Source organism: Methylocystis sp. (assembly GCF_051061285.1).
Lineage (GTDB): Bacteria > Pseudomonadota > Alphaproteobacteria > Rhizobiales > Beijerinckiaceae > Methylocystis.
Genome location: NZ_JBPFEA010000033.1, coordinates 1 through 19,888, shown reverse-complemented (window position 1 = coordinate 19,888; position 19,888 = coordinate 1). Strand labels below are relative to the sequence as shown.

The 19,888-nt window shown below is 64.7% G+C and carries 24 protein-coding genes and 1 pseudogene; 15 read left to right on the top strand and 10 right to left on the bottom strand.

The genetic code is table 11. The features are described 5' to 3' along the window. The first annotated feature begins 56 nt into the window (after window positions 1–56). The 8 genes from ACR65T_RS12220 (at window position 57) to ACR65T_RS12185 (ending at window position 5,508) form a co-directional block, all read left to right on the top strand. On the top strand, window positions 57–701 hold the full coding sequence (locus tag ACR65T_RS12220) for a MotA/TolQ/ExbB proton channel family protein (RefSeq protein WP_434496736.1): 645 nt from the start codon (window positions 57–59) through the stop codon (window positions 699–701). Beyond that, window positions 701–1,228 carry an ExbD/TolR family protein gene (locus ACR65T_RS12215; RefSeq protein ID WP_434496735.1) on the top strand — a complete coding sequence of 176 codons (528 nt, stop codon included), beginning with the start codon at window positions 701–703 and terminating at the stop codon, window positions 1,226–1,228. The genes ACR65T_RS12220 and ACR65T_RS12215 overlap by 1 nt, the downstream gene beginning before the upstream one ends. Continuing rightward, entirely contained in the window at window positions 1,225–1,941 is a 717-nt protein-coding gene (locus tag ACR65T_RS12210; RefSeq protein ID WP_434496734.1) for an energy transducer TonB, read from the top strand. Before ACR65T_RS12215 ends, ACR65T_RS12210 begins: the two co-directional genes overlap by 4 nt. Window positions 1,942–2,002: 61 nt before the next feature. Next, on the top strand, window positions 2,003–2,476 hold the full coding sequence (locus tag ACR65T_RS12205) for an energy transducer TonB family protein (protein ID WP_434496733.1): 474 nt from the start codon (window positions 2,003–2,005) through the stop codon (window positions 2,474–2,476). Window positions 2,477–2,561: 85 nt separating this feature from the next. Continuing rightward, window positions 2,562–3,074 (top strand): hypothetical protein, encoded by a 513-nt coding sequence (locus ACR65T_RS12200; protein WP_434496732.1) that lies wholly within the window; start codon window positions 2,562–2,564, stop codon window positions 3,072–3,074. A gap of 67 nt (window positions 3,075–3,141) precedes the next feature. Further along, window positions 3,142–3,537 (top strand): energy transducer TonB family protein, encoded by a 396-nt coding sequence (locus tag ACR65T_RS12195; RefSeq protein WP_434496731.1) that lies wholly within the window; start codon window positions 3,142–3,144, stop codon window positions 3,535–3,537. 34 nt (window positions 3,538–3,571) lie between these two features. Continuing rightward, window positions 3,572–4,861 carry a sialidase family protein gene (locus ACR65T_RS12190; protein ID WP_434496730.1) on the top strand — a complete coding sequence of 430 codons (1,290 nt, stop codon included), beginning with the start codon at window positions 3,572–3,574 and terminating at the stop codon, window positions 4,859–4,861. 176 nt (window positions 4,862–5,037) lie between these two features. Continuing rightward, window positions 5,038–5,508 carry a TlpA family protein disulfide reductase gene (locus ACR65T_RS12185; protein ID WP_434496729.1) on the top strand — a complete coding sequence of 157 codons (471 nt, stop codon included), beginning with the start codon at window positions 5,038–5,040 and terminating at the stop codon, window positions 5,506–5,508. Window positions 5,509–5,517: 9 nt separating this feature from the next. Here the strand turns inward: ACR65T_RS12185 and ACR65T_RS12180 are convergent, their stop codons facing one another. Together ACR65T_RS12180 and ACR65T_RS12175 are read right to left on the bottom strand one after the other, a co-directional pair. After that, window positions 5,518–5,718, bottom strand: a complete 201-nt coding sequence (locus ACR65T_RS12180; protein ID WP_123176941.1) for a twin transmembrane helix small protein — start codon at window positions 5,716–5,718, stop codon at window positions 5,518–5,520. 60 nt (window positions 5,719–5,778) lie between these two features. Then, window positions 5,779–8,247 (bottom strand): TIGR02302 family protein, encoded by a 2,469-nt coding sequence (locus ACR65T_RS12175; RefSeq protein WP_434496728.1) that lies wholly within the window; start codon window positions 8,245–8,247, stop codon window positions 5,779–5,781. A gap of 56 nt (window positions 8,248–8,303) precedes the next feature. Here ACR65T_RS12175 and ACR65T_RS12170 point away from each other — a divergent pair, with 56 nt between their 5' ends. Then, window positions 8,304–8,885, top strand: coding sequence for a hypothetical protein (locus ACR65T_RS12170; RefSeq protein WP_434496727.1), 582 nt, complete (start codon window positions 8,304–8,306; stop codon window positions 8,883–8,885). A gap of 101 nt (window positions 8,886–8,986) precedes the next feature. On the opposite strand, the gene ACR65T_RS12165 is transcribed toward ACR65T_RS12170, so the two are convergent. From ACR65T_RS12165 to ACR65T_RS12145, 5 genes and pseudogenes are all read right to left on the bottom strand, one after another. Further along, on the bottom strand, window positions 8,987–9,214 hold the full coding sequence (locus tag ACR65T_RS12165; RefSeq protein ID WP_434496726.1) for a hypothetical protein: 228 nt from the start codon (window positions 9,212–9,214) through the stop codon (window positions 8,987–8,989). 38 nt (window positions 9,215–9,252) lie between these two features. Continuing rightward, complete coding sequence (locus tag ACR65T_RS12160; protein WP_434496725.1) at window positions 9,253–9,564, bottom strand: plasmid stabilization protein; 312 nt, start codon at window positions 9,562–9,564, stop codon at window positions 9,253–9,255. A 95-nt stretch (window positions 9,565–9,659) separates the two neighbouring features. Next, window positions 9,660–9,887, bottom strand: a pseudogene (locus tag ACR65T_RS12155) (dihydroorotase); the annotation flags it as partial. A 94-nt stretch (window positions 9,888–9,981) separates the two neighbouring features. Continuing rightward, window positions 9,982–10,950, bottom strand: a complete 969-nt coding sequence (locus ACR65T_RS12150; protein ID WP_434496724.1) for a hypothetical protein — start codon at window positions 10,948–10,950, stop codon at window positions 9,982–9,984. Next, entirely contained in the window at window positions 10,947–12,281 is a 1,335-nt protein-coding gene (locus ACR65T_RS12145; RefSeq protein WP_434496723.1) for a dihydroorotase, read from the bottom strand. Before ACR65T_RS12145 ends, ACR65T_RS12150 begins: the two co-directional genes overlap by 4 nt. A 104-nt stretch (window positions 12,282–12,385) precedes the next feature. On the opposite strand from ACR65T_RS12145, the gene ACR65T_RS12140 reads away from it, so the two are divergent. Beyond that, on the top strand, window positions 12,386–13,219 hold the full coding sequence (locus ACR65T_RS12140) for a YgfZ/GcvT domain-containing protein (protein ID WP_434496722.1): 834 nt from the start codon (window positions 12,386–12,388) through the stop codon (window positions 13,217–13,219). 42 nt (window positions 13,220–13,261) lie between these two features. On the opposite strand, the gene ACR65T_RS12135 is transcribed toward ACR65T_RS12140, so the two are convergent. After that, a complete protein-coding gene (locus tag ACR65T_RS12135) occupies window positions 13,262–13,858 on the bottom strand; it encodes a hypothetical protein (RefSeq protein WP_232366064.1) in 597 nt (198 codons plus the stop codon). Between the two features lie 191 nt (window positions 13,859–14,049). Then, window positions 14,050–14,823 (bottom strand): bacterial ammonia monooxygenase, subunit AmoC, encoded by a 774-nt coding sequence (gene amoC / locus ACR65T_RS12130; protein ID WP_434496721.1) that lies wholly within the window; start codon window positions 14,821–14,823, stop codon window positions 14,050–14,052. A 169-nt stretch (window positions 14,824–14,992) separates the two neighbouring features. Between amoC and ACR65T_RS12125 the strand changes: the two genes are divergently transcribed. After that, window positions 14,993–15,976 (top strand): GlxA family transcriptional regulator, encoded by a 984-nt coding sequence (locus ACR65T_RS12125; RefSeq protein WP_434496720.1) that lies wholly within the window; start codon window positions 14,993–14,995, stop codon window positions 15,974–15,976. 187 nt (window positions 15,977–16,163) lie between these two features. On the opposite strand, the gene ACR65T_RS12120 is transcribed toward ACR65T_RS12125, so the two are convergent. Beyond that, the gene (locus ACR65T_RS12120) at window positions 16,164–16,325 is read right to left on the bottom strand and encodes a hypothetical protein (protein ID WP_434496719.1); all 162 of its coding nucleotides are present in this window, start codon (window positions 16,323–16,325) and stop codon (window positions 16,164–16,166) included. Window positions 16,326–16,659: 334 nt separating this feature from the next. Between ACR65T_RS12120 and mch the strand changes: the two genes are divergently transcribed. From mch to fae, 4 genes are all read left to right on the top strand, one after another. Then, window positions 16,660–17,640, top strand: a complete 981-nt coding sequence (gene mch, locus ACR65T_RS12115) for a methenyltetrahydromethanopterin cyclohydrolase (protein WP_434496718.1) — start codon at window positions 16,660–16,662, stop codon at window positions 17,638–17,640. Window positions 17,641–17,730: 90 nt separating this feature from the next. Next, window positions 17,731–18,615: an ATP-grasp domain-containing protein gene (locus ACR65T_RS12110; protein ID WP_434496759.1), complete on the top strand. Its 885-nt coding sequence runs from the start codon at window positions 17,731–17,733 to the stop codon at window positions 18,613–18,615. A gap of 1 nt (window position 18,616) precedes the next feature. Then, complete coding sequence (locus ACR65T_RS12105) at window positions 18,617–19,489, top strand: triphosphoribosyl-dephospho-CoA synthase (protein WP_434496717.1); 873 nt, start codon at window positions 18,617–18,619, stop codon at window positions 19,487–19,489. 138 nt (window positions 19,490–19,627) lie between these two features. Further along, a partial coding sequence (gene fae, locus ACR65T_RS12100; RefSeq protein ID WP_434496705.1) for a formaldehyde-activating enzyme occupies window positions 19,628–19,888 on the top strand: 261 nt, incomplete at its 3' end.

Here is a 19,888-nt window from a genome sequence, read left to right as displayed (position 1 = left end):
CTGACGCTTCGCATGCGCGGTCGCCGCAAGCGCGTCCTAAAAACGAGTGAGTGAAAATGGATTACAACACGCTTTCCCCTCTCGCCATGTTCCTCAACGCCGGTCCTGTCGGAAAGGCCGTCATGGGGCTGCTGCTGCTCGCGTCGATCTGGACGTGGGTGCTCATCGTCGAAGGCGTGGTGGCCGTCACCCGCATCACCAAATCCGCGCGCTCGGCGCGTCAGGGCGGAGACGTTGGCGTTCTCGCGCCCGTCGCCGAAGCGGGCCGCGAAGCTTTTGCGCTCGATCTCCCGGACGAGACGATTGGCGACAAGCGCGCCCGCATCGCCGACCATATGAGTCGCGCGGCGCGCGAGTTCCTGACCAAGGCGGAAGGCGGCCTGCCCAACCTCGCCGTCATCTCGTCGGTCGCGCCTTTCGTCGGCCTGTTCGGCACGGTGTGGGGCATCATGACGAGCTTTGCCGGCATCGCTCAGTCGCAGGACACGAGCCTCGCGGTCGTCGCGCCGGGCATCGCGGAAGCGCTTGCGGCCACCGCCTACGGACTTGCCGCCGCCATCCCCGCCTCGGTCGGCTACAACCGCATCGGCGCCGCCTTCGCGCGCGTCGGCCAGCAAGTCGCACACTACATCGAAGACGAGGCTCTGCTGATGTGCAGCGGCCATCAGACGCGCGCGCGTCGTGAGCGGGAGGCCGCGTAATGGGAATGCCCTCACGTCAGCGCCAGAGCGCAACCGAAGGCCTTTATCAGCCGCTCGCCGAAATCAACGTGACGCCGCTCGTCGACGTCATGCTCGTGCTGCTCATCATTTTCATGGTGACCGCGCCATTGCTCGCCAAGGGCGTCAAGGTGAATCTGCCCCAGGCGAGCGCCGCGATGCCGATCAACCAAAAAGATCCGATCGTCGTGACGGTGGGCAAGGAGGGCAAGATCGCGCTTGGCGCGGACGAGCTCTCCGCGGAGGCGCTCATCGACGGCATCAAGGTGATGATGGGCGACGACCAATCGCGCGTCGTTCATATCCGCGGCGACACGGAGGCGGTCTATGGCGAGGTCGTCGCGGTGATGGATAAGCTTGCGACGAACGGCATCACCCATATCGCGATCATGACCAATTCGCGCAGCAAGACCGGCGCAGGCATGAAAGCCGCGCCCGGCCGCGCCGCGCCCGCCGCGGGCGCTCTGCCCGCGCAAGCTCCGGCGGCGCCGGCGGGAGCGCTGAAATGACCGATTTCGCGCTAAGTCCGCAAGGCATGGCGCGAGAGGGCGACAACCCGCCTTCGGGTCCGGAGCCGGTCAAGCCTTCCTGGCTGCGCTCGGTGACGACCGTCCTCGTCATCGCGGCGCATGTCATGGTCTTCGGCATACTCGCCTATTCGGCGAAGCCGACGGCGATCTCGCTCGACTCGGTCAGCATGGACCTTGTGCCGGAAGGCGACTTCTTCGAGCAGGAGGAAGTCGCCGAGGCCGACGACACGCCGCCGCCCGAAGCGGTCGAGGAGCCTGACATCGCGCTTCCGCCGCCGGTGGTGATGGCGCCCGACGCCGTGCCCTTGCCGGCCAAGAAGGAAGACGTCGACAAGGTCAAGAAGAAGGTCGAGCAGCAACAGGTCCAGCGCGCGCAGCAACGTCAGGAGGCGCAGGCGCGTCGACGCTACGGCGCGCCTGAGGGACAGGCCGGAAATTCGGGGGCGTCGCAAGCGACCTGTCTTGCCCATATCGGCGCGGCGCTTCGCCGCCATACGCCAGGCAGCACCAGCCTTGGACCGGGCAGCGCGAGCGTGACGTTCCACGTCAATCCGGGCGGCGGACTGTCGGGCATCTCGGCGTCGGGATCGACGCCGGGGCATGCGGCGCTGGCGCGGCGCATCGTGTCCTCGGCCCGCGGCCCCAGCATGTGCGGCTCAGCCTTCATCAGCCAGCCGTTCGTCTTCCATTGACGCCAATGGCGGCGGACGCTCGCGCCCGCCGCCTGAGATCGTTCCGGCTATTGAGGGCATAATGAAGCTCGCGCGATTGCTTACCATCGCCGCGGCGCTCGCCGCTTGCGGCGCGCATGCCGAGGACGCCAAGCCCGCGGCCATGGCGCCCGCGCCAGCGCGACCCGCAGCGCCAGCGCAGAGCGCTACGCCGGCACGCGCCGCAGCGCCAAAGCCCGCCGCGCCCGCGAAGACGCAAGGAGCGGCTGCGCCCGCCGCCGCGCCGGTGATGTCGGAGAGCAAGTTCCTCGGCGTGCTCTATACGGCGATCGCCAAGCGAACGCCCGCGGAAAGTCCTGCCGGCGACGGCGAGGTGACGGCCAGCTTTCACGTCAATGCGCAGGGCAAGATCGACAAGGTGACGATCGACAGGACGACAAGTCCAGCGCTTTCAGAAACGGTGAAGAAGATCCTGTCGAGCGTCGAAGCGCCGCCGCCGCCGGGCGGATCGATGGATGTGGGACAAACTTTTAAGTTCCGCGGGACGCCGAAATGATCAATCGCGCCATTCAAAGCTTTCGGTCCGTGGCTGAAAGATTCATGCGCATGAGGCCCGCGCATTTTTAGAGAAGGAGAGGGAAATGCGGCATATTTCTCGACTGACATTGAGTCTTTCTGCATTGGCGTTCGCCTGCGCGCTAGGCGCGAGCGGACCGGCGCGCGCGCTCGACGAGGCGCAAAAGCCCAAGCCCGAAGACAGCGCCGAACCGAAGCGCGAAGACAGCAAGGATATGAAATCCGAGGAGAAGACCGAAAAGCGCGAGGAGAAGACCGACGCCGGGCGCGAACAGAAACCGAAGGCCGCGCGGGACGAGAAGTCGGCCGATAAAAAGAAACATGCCGACACCAGCGCCTATCTGCGCAAGCTCGGCCAACTCATCCGGGCGCGCTCGCCGGGCACGACAAGTCTTGGCGAAGGAAGCGCCGTCGTTCGCTTTCGTCTTGGCGCGTCGGGCGCGCCGAGCAACGTCACCCTCGTTTCCGCTTCGACGCCCCGCCACGGGCAATTGGCGCGCTCCATCGTCTCGGGCCTGCGGGCGCCGCCGCCGCCCGGCGGCTCCTACGACGGCGTGCAGAGTTTCAGATTTCACTAGCGAAGTAGCGCGCGCATGAAAGGCGCGCGACGTCGGCTCTGCGGCTGAGCCAAAATTGGAGAGAAGGATGAAACGCAAAGGAAGAAAAATGCGTCACCTTCTCCCAGTAACATGGGCTCTTGCCTCCCTCGTCGCCGGAATGGGAACGACGCCAACACGCGCAGCATCGGATCGCGAGGCTGCGCGCGCCGCTTACGCAGCCCGCGTTTCGGAAATTTTGCGCGCACGCACCTATCTCGACAGGTCGGCGCAAGGCTTCCGAATGGACCCCCGACGCCCTGCTCGGGGCTTTGTGCGCATTCGGTTCGAGATTGATCCGTCGGGCAGTGTGCAAAAGTTTAGAGTCTTGGAGGCGAGCAGCGACTTGCACGCCAGGAAGGCGGAAGAGATCGTTTCCGGCTTACGCGCGCCGCCGCCACCCGGTGGCGGCTTTGTAGCCGAACAATCGTTCAACTTCAGATGACGGCGCCGCTACACAGATGAGATCGGGAGGAACAATGAAGCGTTTAGCTCTTGCCCTACTGGCGTTCGCGGCCTCGGGCGCCGCAAGCGCGCAACAAGGCGCGCCGTCCACAGACTCTCCTAAGGACGCGGCGCCGCCGACTCAATCAGCGCCGCCGGCCGCGATGAGTCACCATCCCGCCGCCGCCTGCGCCGAAGCGAAGGTGGATTGCGCGGCGACCGCCGTTCCCGCCTTTGCGAAGGACGGACGGCTGTGGGTCGCCTTCTCGGTCGGCAAGAGCGTTTACGCGGCCGCCTCTTCGGATAATGGCGCGACGTTTTCCGCGCCGACTGCGATCGCCACGGTCGGCGACGGCGTGATCGACGCGCATGGCGACGCGCGTCCGAAAATCGTCGCGCTCAAAGACGGGACGCTGCTCGCGAGCTATACGACCCGGCCCGACAAGCAGATGATCGGCACGATCTTCACGGCTCGCTCGACCGACGGCGGCAAGACCTTTTCAACGCCGCTGGCGCTTCTGAGCGAAGGCGGCCAGCGCTTCGACAGCATCCTCGTCAACCGCAAGGGGCGCATCTACGCCGGCTGGCTCGACAAGACGCATGCGCTCAAAGCCAAGGCCGAAGGCAAGGAGTTTCTCGGCAGCGGCGTCGCCTTCGCCTATTCGGACGACGGCGGCAAGACCTTCAAAGGCAAATCGATCCTGATTGATCACGCCTGCGAATGCTGCCGCATGTCAGGCGCGCTCGACAAGGATGGAACGCCGGTCTTTGCCTGGCGACAGGTGCTGGACGGCAATGTTCGCGACCATATGGTCGCCAAGCTTTCCGCGGACGCCGCGCAAGCGACGGCGACGCGCGTGTCCGACGACGACTGGGCGATCAATAGCTGCCCGCATCACGGACCATCGATCGCGATCGACGCCGCCGGCGATTGGCATGTGGTCTGGTTCACCAAGGGCAAGAAGCGCCAGGGACTCTATTACGCGCGCAGCCTCGATGCGGGCAAAAGCTTCTCGGAGCCAGAGAAATTCGGCGACGACGCGCGCGCCGCCGGACATCCGACGCTGGTCGCGGCCAAGGGCCGCCTGTATCGCGCCTGGAAGGAGTTCGACGGAACGACGACGACGATCGCCATGCAAATGTCGCGCGACAACGGCAAGAGCTGGAGCGCGCCGCGCGTCATGGCGCAAACGCTGGACGCCTCCGACCATCCGGAACTCATCGCCCATAATGGCGCGGCCTATCTATCTTGGTTAACGCATAAGGAAGGCTATCGCCTGACGCCGCTGCCGCGAGACGAAAAAAGCGCGGCGGCGCCGCAGTGACGCCAATTCGGACGGGCGCTGCTTTGCCATCTGCGACGCGCGCGCCGCGCGTGATCGGCAATCCAGAGACGATCAACGGCGCCAGCTTTATCACTCTCGATTCCCGGTCGGGCCTGCGGCCTGCAGGGAATGACAAGAACTATAAAAGTTCAGTGGGTCTTCGCCGAATGCGCCTCATGTCACTCGCCCTCGCCTTCGCCCTCCTTGCAGGAGGAGGCGCCTTCGCCATGGACTTCAAGCCCTACGGCCGCGGCGGCTTCAGCCAATTGACCAAGGCTCACGCCGGCAGGCCGCTCGTCGTGCATTTCTGGTCGGTGACCTGCCCCCCCTGCCTCGTGGAATTGCCGCAATGGGCGAAGATCGCCGCCGAGAAAAAGGGATTCGACATCGTCTTCGTCAACACCGACGGCGACGATGACCGCGCCCGCGCGCAGGCGCGCATCGAGAAGGTCGGGCTTTCGCGCGCGGACCACTACGGCTTCGCCGACGATTTTGTCGAAAAGCTCTATTTCGAAGCGGACAGCGCCTGGCGCGGAGAATTGCCCTTTACGGCGCTCGTCGCCCCGGACGGCGGCGTCGTGACGGTGACGGGCGCGGTCGACGATCCGCTGATCGTCGAATGGCTGGAGAAGCGCGTAGCCAAGTGAAGCGGCCGCTTACCAGCGGCCTCGCGCGTAAAGCACGCCGAGAACGATGAGAAGCGCCAGCAATTGCAGGCCGACGCGCCAGCGCATCAGCTTCTGCGAGCGGGCCGGCGCGCCCTCGCCGCCGCGAAACATATTGATGAAGCCGGCGACGACGACAAGAATCACCGCCGCGACGGCGACGACGACCAATAGATTTGAAGAACTTGGCATGAGCGGCGCTTCTCCCTACCCGCTGCGCTGTAGAGAAGCGCGCGCCCGCCGGCAAGGCGTTTATCGCCGCAGCAGGCGCTGCAGATAATCGAGTTCTTCCTGCGGGCGTTCAGGCTGACCGAGCCTGCGGCGCAGCTCTTCCTGCACGCGATGGGCGCGCTGCGCCGGCGGCAGGCCGAGCGGATCATATTTCCCATAGGCGTCGGGACGATTGCCATCGCCGGGCGCCCGCCCAAGCGGATCGCGGCCCTTGCCGCGGCGCCCGCGCCTGCCCGGGCTCCCGCCCTCTTCTTCAGCGTTTTGGTCGCCATCGCCGCGCATTTGCTGCGCCAGCCTGTCGGCGCCCTTACGCAACGCCTGCACGGCGCGCCCTTGCGCGTCGACCGCCCTCGCGCCTCCTTGTCCGGCCTTGCCGAGCGCGTCTTCCGCCTCCTTCATCGCGCGGCGCGCGTCGTCGAGCTCTTCGGCGGCTTCGACGCCGCCCTCGCGCAGCGCGTCCTGCTGGCGCTCAAGCCGCTCGCGAAGCGCCTGCTGGCGCTGGCGCTCGTCGCTGAGCTCCCCGTTCTGCGACTGGCCCTTCTGACGATGGCCCCGCGCGCCGCGCGACTCCATATCGCTCGGCGCGTTCATCCCCTGGAAGGTGTCGTCGCGCAATTGCTGCTCTTCGCGCGACAACTGATCGAGTTCATTGAGCGCGCGCGCCATTTCGCGCCCGCGCCCGCGACGCTGGCCCGCGCCCTGCGCCGTCTGCACATTTTCGAGGATGTCCTGGAGTTCCTCCAGAAGCCTTTGCGCCTGCGCCATGTCGCCCGCCTTCATGGCTCTGTTCATTTCGTCCAGCATCTGCTGCAACTCGTCGGGGGTGACGGTGTCGGCGCCGCCTTCCGCCTCTTGGAGCGGCGCTCCCGGGGGCGGCAATCGGCTGCCGAGCTGCTGGAGGAATTTATCGAGCGCGGCGCGAAGCTCCTCGGCGCGATTGGCGATGTCCTGCTCGCTGTCGCCGCGCGCGATGGCATCCTTCAATTCGCGCTCCGCCGCGCGCAGTTCGCGCTCCGCTTCGGAGGTGTCGCCCTCCTCCAGGCCGAGCGCCATCGCCCACAGCATGTCACAGACGCCGCGCAATTCGTCGTCGCTGCGCGGACCCTCGAGACCGCGCCGCGCCTCGCGGAGTCCGAGATGGACGGCGGCGGGCGTATCGAAGGCTTCGGGCGCGATCGACAGCGCCTCGAGCGCCGCGCGGACGCTTGAGCGCGAATCCGGATCGAGCGCGAGGATGCGCCTCTGTTCGGCGAGCGCGCGCGCGAGCGGCTTGACGAAGCGGCGCTGCGGCAGAGTCACTTCAACCGATTCAGAAGCGCCTTCACTGTCCGCGGCGTCCTTGGCGACGAGGCGCATCGTGAGCTTCGCGCCGCCGAAAGGACTGTCGGCGAGATCGATTGTCGCCTTGGCCTCGCCCTGGCCGCCGCCGCCGGGCGGCAAAGCGAGCGCAAGACGCGGCGGCTCGTAGAGCGCGCGTCGCGCGCTGGGCGGGCGGCTAAAGACCGCTTCGGCGCCGACGACGCCGTAATCGTCCGTGGCGCGGAACGCGAGCGTCATCGAGCCCCGAACATTGTTGCGCGGCTTTTCCGTCAGCGCGATGCTCGGCGGCTTGTCTGGGATCGCCGCGAGATCGAAACGCCGGCCGTCGGAAAGCGAGACGTGCGCCGCGCCAGAGAGTTTGAACGCCTGCTCTTTCGACGCTCCCTTTTGCGCATCCTCGACGGCGGCCTGCGCGGCGACCAGTCCGCCGGAGACGGATACGCCAGAGTCTGGGGGACGGATGCGCAGCGTCGAATTGACCGGCGCCTCGATGGGCGCGTCGCTCTCCTTGGCGAGCACGATCGGCGGACGGCCGGTGTAGACCGGCGGTTCGAGCCAGGCGTCGACGCGCGCGCTGGTCCCGAAGCTCGCGGAAGCCCGCCAGTCAAACGCGGCGGCGAGGCGCGCGCGCTTTTCATCGCCCGCCGCGAATCCGGCCGCAACCGCCGCGACGAGCGCCAGCGCGCGCAGCGCGTAAGGGTCGCGCTGTGGGACGCGCGGATGCGGCGCCTCGATGGGCGTCTGCGCCAGCGCCATCTCCAGGCGCTGGCGATGCAACGCCCAAAGCGCCTCGACCCCCGCGTCGGCGTTTTGGCTGGCGAGCCGATCCTCGAGTGAAGACGCAGGACGCAGCGCGGCGTCGGCGCTGCGGTCCAGCCGTTCGAGCGCGGCGGCGCGATGCGGCCAGCCGCGCGCCGACTCTCGCGCGACGACATAGAGCGCGGCGAAGCCGAAGAGCGCCACGCCGCCGACGCGCGCCTCGAGCGGCGCGGCCTGCCAAAGTCCCAGCCAGGAGAGCGCCAGGAAGACGAGGACAATCGTGGCGAGCGCCAAGCCGGCCCGCCAGATGCGCTCGGCGAGAATCGCGAGCGCCGACTGGCGCAGCATCCCCTCAAGACGCGGCGAGGCCTTTTTCCCCGAGGGCGCATTCTGGTGCTGAAGCTCGTCCATTTACTCTCCGAGAGACGCGCCAATGACAATGGCGGTTTCGATCCGGGCAGACAATCTTGGCCGTAGGAAAATGGTCAAATTCAGCGCATTGGCGCATCAAGGCCGGCGCGCGCTATCATTGCCGAATGATCCGCAAACCCAAGGGTGACGTCATCGGCGACGTCATTTCTCCCCCGATTGGCGATCTCGCGCTTCTGCCCGCGCCCGTCGCCAGGATCCGCGACAAAATTCTCGCCGCGACCGAGACCGGGGAGGTCGAGGCGCTCCGCATTCCGATCGACTGGAACGAGACGCGCCCGCTGTTCGCCAAGAGCGACGCATTCAAGGCCGGAACCGATCCCATCGAGATTTTGAAGGCGCTTTCCTTCGATCGCAAGGGCCGCGAGACGATTTCGCTCATCCGCGCGATTTTTGCGCAGCCCTTCGTCAAGATCGTGCGCGGACCGACGACGCTCTATGAATGGCCGGCCTTCGCGCGCCATCCGCAGCAGCCCGCCGATGAGGAGGAAGCGCGCGCAAGGTGGCGCTGCGTGCGTTTCGCCGATCTTATACGCTCAAATGCCGAAGGAAAGCCGCGCGCGACGCGCATCGGCATCGGGTCGGACGGCGTTTGGCACTACTTCTGGAGCGAAGATTAGGCCGCCGAAGCGTTGGGAGACGACGCGGCGGCGATCGCCGCGTTGGGATTGGAGAGCGCCGTTCGGCAGGTTGAACGCGCCCGCCGGCGGCAAGCATCGAATTAGATTTCGCGCTCCTGCTCATGCGGCGCGGCGTGCGCGCGGCCTTCATCTTCGGCGCGTTTCAACTCTTCCGCCTCTTCGCCTTCGATCGCCCGCTCGGCGTCTTTCGCCGCTTTGTCGACCTTGCCGCTTTTGACGAATTTCCTCGTCGCCTCATTATACTGCTTGGCGGCGGTGCGGCTGCCTTCGCCTTCGTTCGTCGGCTGCACGTCTTTCTGCGCAGTCATCACGTTCTCCTGTCGCTTTCAGCAGCGACGGCTTCGCGCTAGCTGGCGCGCCGTTCATTGCGTTTGCGCGTTTCGGCGGCCTTCTTGGCGGACGCCGAGCGTTCTGAAGCGGGACGCGACGCGGAGGCTTCGCCGCCGCTCTTGCCGCCCTTATGCGCCGCCGGATTGCCCGTCTTGGCGCCGCGGCCGGACCCCGATTTCTTGCCGCCGCCGTCGTCCTTGTTGACGGTCGCCCAGGCGCGGCGCTCGGCTTCTTTCTCGGACACGCCGCGTTTCTCGTAGCCTTCCTCGATGTGCTCGGCCTTGCGTTTCTGCTTGTCGGTATAGGCCGACTTGTCTCCCTGCGGCATGGCTCATCTCCTTTTGCGCGCAATTGGGAATGAGCGACTAACCGCGCGCGAGGCCGCAATGTTCCGGGCGTTCGCGCAAACTTTCCAAAAGGAGCTTAGAGAGCGTTCCAGAAGCGCATTGGCGCGCCTTGAGAAGGCGTTACGAGTTCGCCTTCCCACATGACCTTGGCGCCGCGCACAAAAGTCCCGACCGGCCAGCCGACGACCTCTTTGCCGTCATAGGGCGTCCAACCGACGCGTGACGCGATCCAGGAATTGCGGATCGTCTCGCGCCGCTTCATGTCGACGAGGGTGAGGTCCGCGTCATAGCCCGCCGCGACGCGCGTTTCGATTTTTGTGATTGAGAGGCGCTCGGATCACGGCGGCGGCGGGGTGAAAATCGAATATGGAATGACTCGTCAAAGGCGTCGTCGTCGATCACAACCTGCCTTCATTCAGCTCGCCGATCTCAAACGAATCCAAAAGCCACTCCGTCCGCACCTTAATTTGCTGCCAAACCGGCATGTAAATCCTGGGGAAATTGACCGTAATCACCGAGTCGATACGAGCATGCCGAAAATGCATTTCGCATCCTGGCCGTCCGGCCCAGCTCGGATCTTCCGAATGATCCTTAATCTCGTCAGCGATGCATTCAAACCACAACTCTATCGGTTTCTTATCTGTGTAATAGAAATCATAAACAGGAGGTTTTATCTGCTCATTCTTAATTTTTTCCATATTCCCGATCATTCCAATACGTTCAAGTCCGTATTTACTTGGTTTATGCCCGACCGTTAAATTGTAGTCCTTAAGAAGAAAATCGTTCGGATCCAATTGAAATGGATGTATTTCGTCAAACATTTTTGGTATTACGTTTCTTCTTTCGGACTCGCTCTTGGCCTGCCCGATTGAATCGATGTGAACGACCATCTTTGACCAATTCACGCCATTTCTATCTATGTTACGGTCAGCTGGCGGCAGCGGCTTAAAGTCCGGCAGCGACAATCCGACCGCAAACCCCTGCGCAAAGGGTTTGGTGTAATTGGGGTCTGGATAGCCGGGCATTGTCGCCGACTCGCACCCGACATCGGCCCATGTCACATATTCGGCCGGCACGCGCAGGCGGACGCGCCAGCCCGGCGGGTCCATCAACCAGCGCAGTTCGAGAAAACGACGCCCGTCGGGATCATTGACGAAGCGCTCGTTTGGGACGCAGTCGGTCTTCTCGGTTTTCACCGCGAAGACATTGCGGCCGATATGGTTCGCCACCCAAAAAAGCGCGGCGACGATTGCGAGAGGACCAACCAGCCACGCCGCAAACCGATGAACGGAAATGTCGCGCTGCGGATGCATCTCCTGGACCGGGCGCCTCGCTGGCGAAATGAACCCAAGACGAGAGCGGATCATTTACCGCCAAGCGCCGCGTGAAATCGCATCGGCGCGCCGCAGGAAGGCGTTACGAGTTCGCCTTCCCACATGATTTTGGCGCCGCGCACAAACGTCCCGATCGGCCAGCCGACGACGTCCTTGCCGTCATAGGGCGTCCAGCCGACGCGCGAGGCGATCCAGGAATTGCGGATGGTCTCGCGCCGCTTCATGTCGACGATGGTGAGATCGGCGTCGTAGCCCACCGCGAGGCGCCCCTTGCCGGCGATGCCGAAAAGCCGCGCTGGACCGGCGCTCGTCAGGTCGACGAAACGCTGCAGGGTCAACCGGCCGGCGTTGACGTGATCGAGCAGCAGAGGCACGAGCGTCTGAACGCCCGTCATCCCCGACGGGCTATTGGGATAAGGCTTGGCCTTCTCTTCGAGCGTGTGGGGCGCATGGTCGGAGCCGAGCACGTCGACGACGCCCTGCGCGACGCCGCGCCAGAGCGCTTCACGGTGGCGCGCCTCGCGCACCGGCGGATTCATCTGCGCGAGCGTGCCGATCCGCGCATAATCGCTCGCGTCCATCGTCAAATGATGCGGGGTCACTTCGACGCTGGCGATGTCCTTATGTTCGGCGAGCAGCGCGATCTCTTCTTCGGTCGTCACATGCAGCACATGCACGAGCGCGCCCTTGTCGCGCGCGATGTTCATCAGCCGCCGCGTCGCCCGCACCGCCGTCTCGACGTCGCGCCAGACCGGATGCGACGACGGATCGCCGGCGATGCGCAGCGACTTGCGCAGATTCAGCCGGTCTTCATCTTCGCTGTGAAAGGCGGCGCGGCGGCGCGTATGCGACAGCACGTCGGCGACGCCGGCGTCATCGGCGATGAGCAGCGAGCCGGTCGAGGAGCCCATGAACACTTTGATCCCCGCCGCGCCGGGAAGCCGCTCCAATTCGCCCAGGTCACGGGCGTTCTCATGCGTGCCGCCGACCCAGAAGGCGAAATCGCAATGCATGCGCCCGCTCGCGCGCGCCATTTTGTCGGCGAGTTCCGCTTCGCCTATCGTCAGCGGATTGGTGTTGGGCATGTCGAAAACGCCGACGACGCCGCCCAGAACCGCGCCGCGCGATCCAGATTCAAGGTCTTCCTTATGCGGCGCGCCCGGCTCGCGGAAATGCACCTGCGTGTCGATGACGCCGGGCAGAATATGCAGGCCGCGACAATCGATCGTCTCACCGGTCGAGGCGCGAGACAGATCGCCGATCTCGGCGATCTTGCCGTCGCGAAGGCCGACGTCGCGCGCGCCCTCGCCGTCCTGATTGACGAGCGCGCCGCCGGAGAGAATGACGTCGAAAACCTGCGGCATGAGTGGCGCCTCGCTTGCGATGTCGTCGCGGGGTGGAGTTTTGTTGCTAATGCGCCAAAGGCGCGCGAGACTCAAGCAGCTGGCGGCGGAGGCGGAAGAGAGACATGACGACGGCGATTCTGCTCGACGACCGCGCCATCATCGAGGTTGCGGGCGAAGACGCGGGCAAGTTCCTGCATAATCTGGTGACCAATGACGTCGCCTCGCTCAAGCCGGACGAGGCGCGCTACGCCGCGCTGCTGACGCCGCAGGGCAAGATTTTGTTTGATTTTCTGGTCTTTGCCGCGGGCGAAGGAGGCTATCTGCTCGACTGTCCGCTCGCCCTTTCCGCCGATCTCGAGAAACGTCTGAACATCTACAAGCTGCGTTCGAAAGTGACGGTGACGAACCGCAGCGGCGAATTTGACGCGATCGCTTTTCCCGACTCGACCGAAGCGCCGAAGGTCGAGGCTGTCGCCATCGCCGCCGATCCGCGCGGCCCGCTGGGATTTCGCGCCATCGCGGCAAAAGGCAAGATACCGACGGAGGACGGGCGGACCGCCTACGAGGCCCGGCGCATCCATGCCGGCGTGCCGCTCGGCGGCGTCGATTTCGACTATGGCGCGACCTTTCCTCACGAAGCCAACATGGATTTGCTCGCGGGGATCGACTTCAAGAAGGGCTGCTATGTCGGGCAGGAAGTGGTGTCACGGATGAAGCACCGCGGCCTGGTGCGCAAGCGGGTCACGAAATATCGCGCGCAAGGCGGCGCGCCCGCGCCGGGCGAAACGATCCGCGCCGGCGACGTTGAAATCGGCGTCACCGGCTCGCGCCTTCATGACGAGGGTCTCGCCCTGATCCGTCTCGACCGTCTCGGCGACGCCCTGGCGGCAGGCGCGACGCCGATGGCGGCGGGGGCGGGTTTGTCTTTTGAGATCCCAGATAAGCCGCCGCCATAAAGATGCGACGGAAGCCGGTTCAGTGCAGCGAATGAGGCGCCATCACGCTTTCCCGAGCTTGGTCTTCTCGGATGCTTTCCTGCGGAGGGAGTGTGCGTACCAGCCTGCGCCGAGAGCAAGCGCCACGCCGGTGGCGATGGCGACTGCGGTCCAATCGCGCAGAAACTCTTGGCCGACCGAGAAGGCGAAACGTGCGTTGTATTCCTTGCGGCCATCCGGGCTCCGCGCCCGCACCAGGGCGACGAAGTCTCCCTTTCGCTTAAAGTCGTGTTCGAGCTGGATGACCCCGCTACGGAACTGCGCGGGCGGGAGATAGGCTTCGTTCGGCGCCGCGTCTTCGTCCCCCTTCGGATCCGCCTCGACGATGCGGATTTCCACCGTCATGTCCCGCAACTCGTCCTGCAACGTGTCGATCACCATCGTCGTCGGACCCGTTTCGGGAATGTCCTCGCAGAACTGGCTTCTAGATTGCGTCGGCTGGTAGAAGCTGAAGGTAATGACGTCCGGCCCCATCTGGGCCGAGCATTCCCGAACTTTCTGGAACGCCTTGGCGGAATCCCTGCGCACCGCTTGCGCGTCCGCGCCGGCGATCAAGCCGATCGCCGCCAGGAGAATGAAGAACAGCCTAATTCTGAACATGTTTCCGCCCGGCTTCGACAGTGTCTCGAAAATCGAGAATGCCGCATTTTTGGGCCTGCCGTCCATCGCCTGCCGAAGGCGACGAGGCGACGAAATGAGTTCGATCCTGGGAGTTTTTCGCATTCCCTCCCGCGCCGCGCCGTCGTTCGTCAGGAGGACCGAACGCGGCCGCGGCGCGAGAATCTTGAGCGTTACGCGGCGGTCAGCAGTTCGACGCCGTCCTTGCCGATGACGCGATGAATGTTCAGCAGGAGTTGAATCACGACTCCGAACACGCCGAGCGCCATCCAGCCGAAGAACACGAATCCCCAATGCAGCGGCGCAACGAACAGCTCCTCCATGAACCAGAACGTGTGGCCCCATTCGTTCAGGCCAACGTTCGGAATAATCATGAAGGGTCCGATCGAGACGATCAGATAGGCGATCGAATAGCCCTTCGCGAAGTAGGGAATTCGCGTCTTCGCATGGAAGAAGCAACCGATCGCCAGAATCGAATAGATCGGGTAGCTCATATAGAACTCGATGATGTGCGACGGGGTGAAGTCCGTGTCGCGTATCACCGTCATGTGCCAGGTGCCGTCCTGCTCCGTGAAGAAGGACGCGCCCCAATAGATCGCCGCCGCATAGACCACGAGCCATGCGGCGTTATCAACGATGGCCTTCATTTCCTGTCGCGGCGTCACGGTCGACATGTCGCGAACGCGCGTCTTCCAGAGCCAGCCGGCGAGGCCGATGCCCGAGATGAGTTCAAGCGGAATTTCCGTCCACAAGATGCTCATCCAATAGGTTTGAAACTCTGGCGCGAATGAATCGAGTCCGGCCCGCCAGCCGTAAATCTGCTCGTAGATGCGCACGACGAGATAGAAGCCGTTGAGCACCGCAAGCCCGATCCACATTCCCTTCAATTTGACGATCGGCTCGGCGCGATCAACGGCGCCTGCTGCCGATTGCGTGGTTACGCTCATTTTCCCACTCCTTGGCTCAGCCGAAAAACGACGGTGACGTTTTCGGTCGGCTTTCAGCGTCGCGCGGAGGGCGACGCTTTACAGCGTGGCGAATTTGCCATTACTCTTGCAGAGTCAGACAGCGGATTTGCCAAGATTAATGCAAAATTCGCCATGAGGATTCCGCGAGATGCAGATCGTGGTTCTCGGCTACGAAAATTGTTTGGGCCTCGGCTTCGTCGGCGCGGCTGATATGCTGGCCCTGAGCCGCACGATGCTCGCAAAGAAGGGCGCGCCCGAACCGTATCGCGTCATCGCCGTCAGTCACGACGGGCTTCCCATTCACGACGGCGCCGGCAGGCGCTACGAGGTCGAGGCGCGTTTCGACGACGTCGACGGTTGCGCGGCGATCATCGTGCCGGGCTATGTCTGCGGTGGCGGCCACGCGCTGCCGCCGTTTCCAGCGATCGGCGCGGCGGCCGCATGGCTTCGTCGCCAACATGCTTTAGGCGCGATCGTCGCGGGCTCCTGCAATGGCGTTTTCCTGCTCGGCGAAGCTGGTCTGCTGGACGGACGCCGCTGCACGACTACCTGGTGGCGTCACAACGAACTCAAAACGCGCTACCCGCGCGCGGATGCGGCGTGGGGAGCATCGCTCATCGAAGACGGCCGCGTCGTTACGGCGGGCGGCCCTTTGTCCTGGATTGATCTGTCGCTGCATATCATCCGTGCCCTGCTTGGACCCGAGGCGGCGAAAACGGCAGCCGATTTCACTGTCGTCGATACGGCTCCCTCGACTCAGGCGATCTATATTCCGCCGGGACATCTCTCAGCCTCGAATCCTCTTCTGTTGGAAGCCGAACACATTGTCCGTCAAGCCGGCGACGCGCAGCTGACGACGATTGAACTGGCGCGCGCGCTGGGCGTTTCCGAGCGAACGCTTCATCGCCGGCTGAAAGAAGCCACCGGTGAAACGCCCAAGCATTTTCTCGATCGCCTTCGATTTGACACGGCGCGCACGCTGCTCGAGACGACGCGCAATTCTGTCAAGCAGCTCGCCGCCGCGTCGGGCTATGCCGATGAAACGAGCTTCCGCCGCGCCTTTCGGCGCTATTCGGGAATGACGCCGGGCGCGTATCGCAGCTGGTCACAGGCCCGGCGCGGAATCAAATAAGCTTGCTGCGTGACGAGCTTTTAGATCGAACGGGCGCTGAGAAGCTGCGCGACGCCGTCCTTCGTAAACGACGTTCCCGGAACGTAAGGTCGTCGATTGCTGCAACCGCCGGAACAAGCCATGTCTGACAGGTCTCGCTCTCCGCCCGCCGACCTTCATCAACCCGCTCGCGGCTGTTCGGCGCCGCCTATCGGGCCAGGGAATCGAGCGCGACGTCCATAGCGCGGACGAGCGCCATATTGCCGAAAAGAATCACCGCAATCGCGAGCGCGACGTAAAGCACGTCGGTCACCGCAAGATGTCCAGCCGTATGCTCGGCGACGTCCCGTTCAGTCGGCTGCACGTCCATCTTATCTTCCTTCCAGCGTAAAAATATATCGTACTGGTCGCTTTTCGCACAAAGCCCGCCTGCTTAATGTGCGGAAACACACAAGTGATGCTCAACGCTTCAGCCGCCGATTGGTTGCCTTAATAAACCCACAAAGATTGAAATTTTGTGACATTCGACCTCAAACTTCATGGCCAAGCGATACGCGTCCGCGACATGCTGCGATGCGGCCCGGCTTTCGTTTCGGCGGAAAAGCTCTATAAGTTCCGGGCTCGAACCGGCTGCAGGCTTATGCTTAGAACGGCCGGGCAAGGGTGGATTAGCGCCACAGAGCGAAAGTAGGGAAGGGCCACACGTGAGCGGAAGCCTGAACATCAGCGGCCGTACGACCGAAAGCGTCAACGCTCTCGCGGGCGCGCTGGTCGACCGTCTCGTCGCCGGCGCGGCGAAATATCGGATCGCCGTCGAGCGCGGCAGTCTCGGCGAATTGCTGATCGACGCCGGCGCCAAGGCGCCGGGCGGCATTGAGGCCGGCCTGCTGCTGACCGAGATCTGCATGGGCGGACTTGGCAGCGTCACCCTTTCCCACGCGCCGGCCGCGCCCAAATGGCCGTTTTGGCTGACCGTGACCAGCGCCGATCCCGTCGTCGCCTGCCTCGCCAGCCAATACGCCGGATGGAGCCTGAGCCACGAAAAATTCTTCGCTCTCGGGTCGGGCCCAGGCCGCGCCCAGGCGCGGGCCGAAAAGCTGTTCGATGAGCTGTCGTATCGCGACCTCGCCGACCGCGTCACCATCGTCCTCGAAAGCGGCTCGCCGCCGCCCAAGGAGGTCGTCGAGAAAGTCGCCTCGCGCTCAGGCGTGACGCCAGACAAAGTCGCCTTCATTTATGCGCCGACGCAGTCGCTCGCCGGCGGCGTCCAGGTGGTCGGCCGGGTGCTCGAAGTCGCCTTGCACAAGGCGCATGAGCTGCATTTTCCGCTCGACGACATTATCGACGGCGTCGCGACGGCGCCGCTCTCGCCGCCCCACCCCGACTTCGTGCAGGCGATGGGCCGCACCAATGACGCGATCATTTACGCCGGGCGCGCGCATCTTTTCGTAAAGGGCTCGGCGGCCGCCGCCAAGGAGCTGGCCGAGAAGCTGCCGAGCGACACCTCGCGCGACTATGGCCGGCCGTTCGCCGAAATCTTCAAGGCGTATAAGGGCGACTTCTATAAGATCGACGGCAGCCTGTTTTCGCCGGCCGAAGCGCTGGTGACGGCGGTCGAGACCGGCGAAACCTTCCGCGCCGGCGAGATCAATCTGGCGCTCTTGGATAAATCATTTGGCGGGTGATCGCCGGGGCGTTGTTTGACTGCGTTCGACCTGCTCGATAGATCCGGACCCCTCGCTCCTCTCAGCCAGGATCGAGGGCCGCCGCCGCGCGTGGCGGTCTTCACCGACAAGCTCGACTGGCATGTGATCCGCACGCTCCGCGCCTTGCGGGCGCAGGGCGCGACGCCCGTCGCGGTGCGGCTCTCCGCCTGCAAGATCGAGACGGGCCGCGCCCAGGGCCTCATCATCCCCGGATTTCGCGACCTGCCCGATCTCGCCATCGTTCGCGCCATCGGCGACGGGTCGCTCGAAGCGATCACCATGCGGCTGGGGGTCCTGCACGCCCTGGAGGCGCTCGGCGTCCCTGTCGTCAACAGCGCGCGCGCGATCGAACGCTGCACCGATAAATCGATGGCGAGCTTTCTTCTGACGCAGGCCGGATTGCCGACGCCGCAGACCTTTGCGGCGCAGACTCCCGCGCAGGCGCGCGCCATCGCGCGGCGCGAATGCGCCAAGGGCCCGCTCGTAATGAAGCCGCTTTTCGGGGCGCAGGGCTGGGGGCTGCGATTGATCGAACGCGAAGACGATTTGCCGTCGCTTCAGGACGCGCGCGGCGTGTTCTATCTGCAGCGCTTCGTCGGGCCGGCGCGGCCGCCGTTCGAAGATATGCGCATTCTCGTTTCAGGCGGCGAAACCATCGCCGCCATGCGCCGGCGCTCGAGCCATTGGATCACCAATGTGCGGCAGGGCGCGAAGCCGCTCGCCGTCGAACCGTCGGCGCGGGAGGCGGAGATCGCCGTCGGCGCCGCCCGCGCGCTCGGCGTCGACTTCGCCGGCGTCGACATCATCAATGACGACCGCGGCGCGCCGCTTATTCTTGAAGTCAACAGCATGGCGGGCTGGAGCGGACTGCAGCGGGTGACGCCCTTCTCGATCGCCGACAGAGTCGCCGCCGACGCGCTTGCGCAAATGACGCGCGCGCGACATCGCGCCTGACGTGGCGACCTTCGCGGCCGACCCGCAAGAGATCGCGACCGCCTTCATCGCCGGCTGCGAAGCGGAGCTGCAAGCGCCCAAGCCCGGCAACGTCCATGTCTTCGCCGACGGCCATGGCATGACCACGGCGGATTTCCTCGCCAGCGCCGAGGCCGCCGCCCCCTTCATCGGCGCGGCGCGATCGAGCGTCGGCGCCCGCATCGCCGGCGCCATCGAAGCGACGCGGGCGCGCGTCGGGCAGAACACCAATCTCGGCATCGTCCTGCTCTGCGCGCCGCTGGCGCAGGCCGCCGCGACGGCGCAAAGCGCCGATCTGCGCCGGGAGACCGGGCGCGTCCTGCAGGCCCTCGACATAAACGACGCCGACGCCGCGTTTCGCGCCATCGCCCTCGCGCGGCCGGCGGGACTTGGAGATGCGCCGCAGCACGACGTCCATGCGCCGGCGCAAACGACTCTCCTCGAAGCGATGCGCGCCGCCGCCGACCGCGACCGCATCGCCTGGCAATACGCCAATGGCTTCGCCGATATTTTCGATCTTGGCCTTACGACGCTCGGGGAGGCGCGCGCGCGAACCGCCGATGCGGCGCTCGGAACGCTCGCCGTCTATGCGGCCTTTCTCGCCGCTTTTCCAGATAGCCACATTGCGCGCAAACATGGGGCCGCCGCCGAGGCGGTCCGCGGCGAGGCGGCGCGTTTTGAAGAGAGTCTCAAGAACGCCAAGGGCCGCGAGGCGGCGTTCGATCTGGCGTTGGACTTCGATCGCGCGCTCAAACAGCGTGGGTTGAATCCCGGCACAAGCGCCGATCTGACCGTCGCGGTTCTTTTCGCTGATTATCTGGCGGCCATCTTGGCAAGGCCGCGCAAAAATGGTTGAGTCCGCCGCGCGCGGGATGGACTCGCGGCTATCTGACCACCGGTCCGATCGGGCTTTTTTCGCTCGGCGCCGAAGAGGGGATAGAGGCGCTCGGGACCGAATGGCGCGCGCGATCATGAGGAATTCTGGGAGGAACACATGGCTTTAATCAACAAAATGCTGGTCGGCGAGTCGCTGGTCGGCGACGGCAATGAAGTTGCGCATATCGATCTGATCATGGGTCCGCGCGGCTCGGCGGCCGAGCTCGCCTTCGCCAACGCGCTCGTCAACAACAAGGACGGCTTCACGACGCTGCTCGCCGTCGTCGCGCCGAACCTTCTGTGCAAGCCCAACACGATCCTCTTCAACAAGGTGACGATCAAGGGCGCCAAGCAGGCGGTGCAGATGTTCGGCCCGGCG

What these genes read in the sequence shown, in the direction of transcription:
- amoC (WP_434496721.1), bottom strand. Translation starts at nt 14,823, where the DNA reads ATGAGCGTAACCACGCAATCGGCAGCAGGCGCCGTTGATCGCGCCGAG.
- ACR65T_RS12165 (WP_434496726.1), bottom strand. Translation starts at nt 9,214, where the DNA reads ATGACTGCGCAGAAAGACGTGCAGCCGACGAACGAAGGCGAAGGCAGC.
- ACR65T_RS12145 (WP_434496723.1), bottom strand. Translation starts at nt 12,281, where the DNA reads ATGCCGCAGGTTTTCGACGTCATTCTCTCCGGCGGCGCGCTCGTCAAT.
- ACR65T_RS12175 (WP_434496728.1), bottom strand. Translation starts at nt 8,247, where the DNA reads ATGGACGAGCTTCAGCACCAGAATGCGCCCTCGGGGAAAAAGGCCTCG.
- ACR65T_RS12205 (WP_434496733.1), top strand. Translation starts at nt 2,003, where the DNA reads ATGAAGCTCGCGCGATTGCTTACCATCGCCGCGGCGCTCGCCGCTTGC.
- ACR65T_RS12160 (WP_434496725.1), bottom strand. Translation starts at nt 9,564, where the DNA reads ATGCCGCAGGGAGACAAGTCGGCCTATACCGACAAGCAGAAACGCAAG.
- ACR65T_RS12215 (WP_434496735.1), top strand. Translation starts at nt 701, where the DNA reads ATGGGAATGCCCTCACGTCAGCGCCAGAGCGCAACCGAAGGCCTTTAT.
- ACR65T_RS12210 (WP_434496734.1), top strand. Translation starts at nt 1,225, where the DNA reads ATGACCGATTTCGCGCTAAGTCCGCAAGGCATGGCGCGAGAGGGCGAC.
- ACR65T_RS12200 (WP_434496732.1), top strand. Translation starts at nt 2,562, where the DNA reads ATGCGGCATATTTCTCGACTGACATTGAGTCTTTCTGCATTGGCGTTC.
- ACR65T_RS12140 (WP_434496722.1), top strand. Translation starts at nt 12,386, where the DNA reads ATGACGACGGCGATTCTGCTCGACGACCGCGCCATCATCGAGGTTGCG.
- ACR65T_RS12125 (WP_434496720.1), top strand. Translation starts at nt 14,993, where the DNA reads ATGCAGATCGTGGTTCTCGGCTACGAAAATTGTTTGGGCCTCGGCTTC.
- ACR65T_RS12185 (WP_434496729.1), top strand. Translation starts at nt 5,038, where the DNA reads ATGTCACTCGCCCTCGCCTTCGCCCTCCTTGCAGGAGGAGGCGCCTTC.
- ACR65T_RS12120 (WP_434496719.1), bottom strand. Translation starts at nt 16,325, where the DNA reads ATGGACGTGCAGCCGACTGAACGGGACGTCGCCGAGCATACGGCTGGA.
- ACR65T_RS12190 (WP_434496730.1), top strand. Translation starts at nt 3,572, where the DNA reads ATGAAGCGTTTAGCTCTTGCCCTACTGGCGTTCGCGGCCTCGGGCGCC.
- ACR65T_RS12135 (WP_232366064.1), bottom strand. Translation starts at nt 13,858, where the DNA reads ATGTTCAGAATTAGGCTGTTCTTCATTCTCCTGGCGGCGATCGGCTTG.
- ACR65T_RS12180 (WP_123176941.1), bottom strand. Translation starts at nt 5,718, where the DNA reads ATGCCAAGTTCTTCAAATCTATTGGTCGTCGTCGCCGTCGCGGCGGTG.
- ACR65T_RS12150 (WP_434496724.1), bottom strand. Translation starts at nt 10,950, where the DNA reads ATGATCCGCTCTCGTCTTGGGTTCATTTCGCCAGCGAGGCGCCCGGTC.
- ACR65T_RS12220 (WP_434496736.1), top strand. Translation starts at nt 57, where the DNA reads ATGGATTACAACACGCTTTCCCCTCTCGCCATGTTCCTCAACGCCGGT.
- ACR65T_RS12195 (WP_434496731.1), top strand. Translation starts at nt 3,142, where the DNA reads ATGAAACGCAAAGGAAGAAAAATGCGTCACCTTCTCCCAGTAACATGG.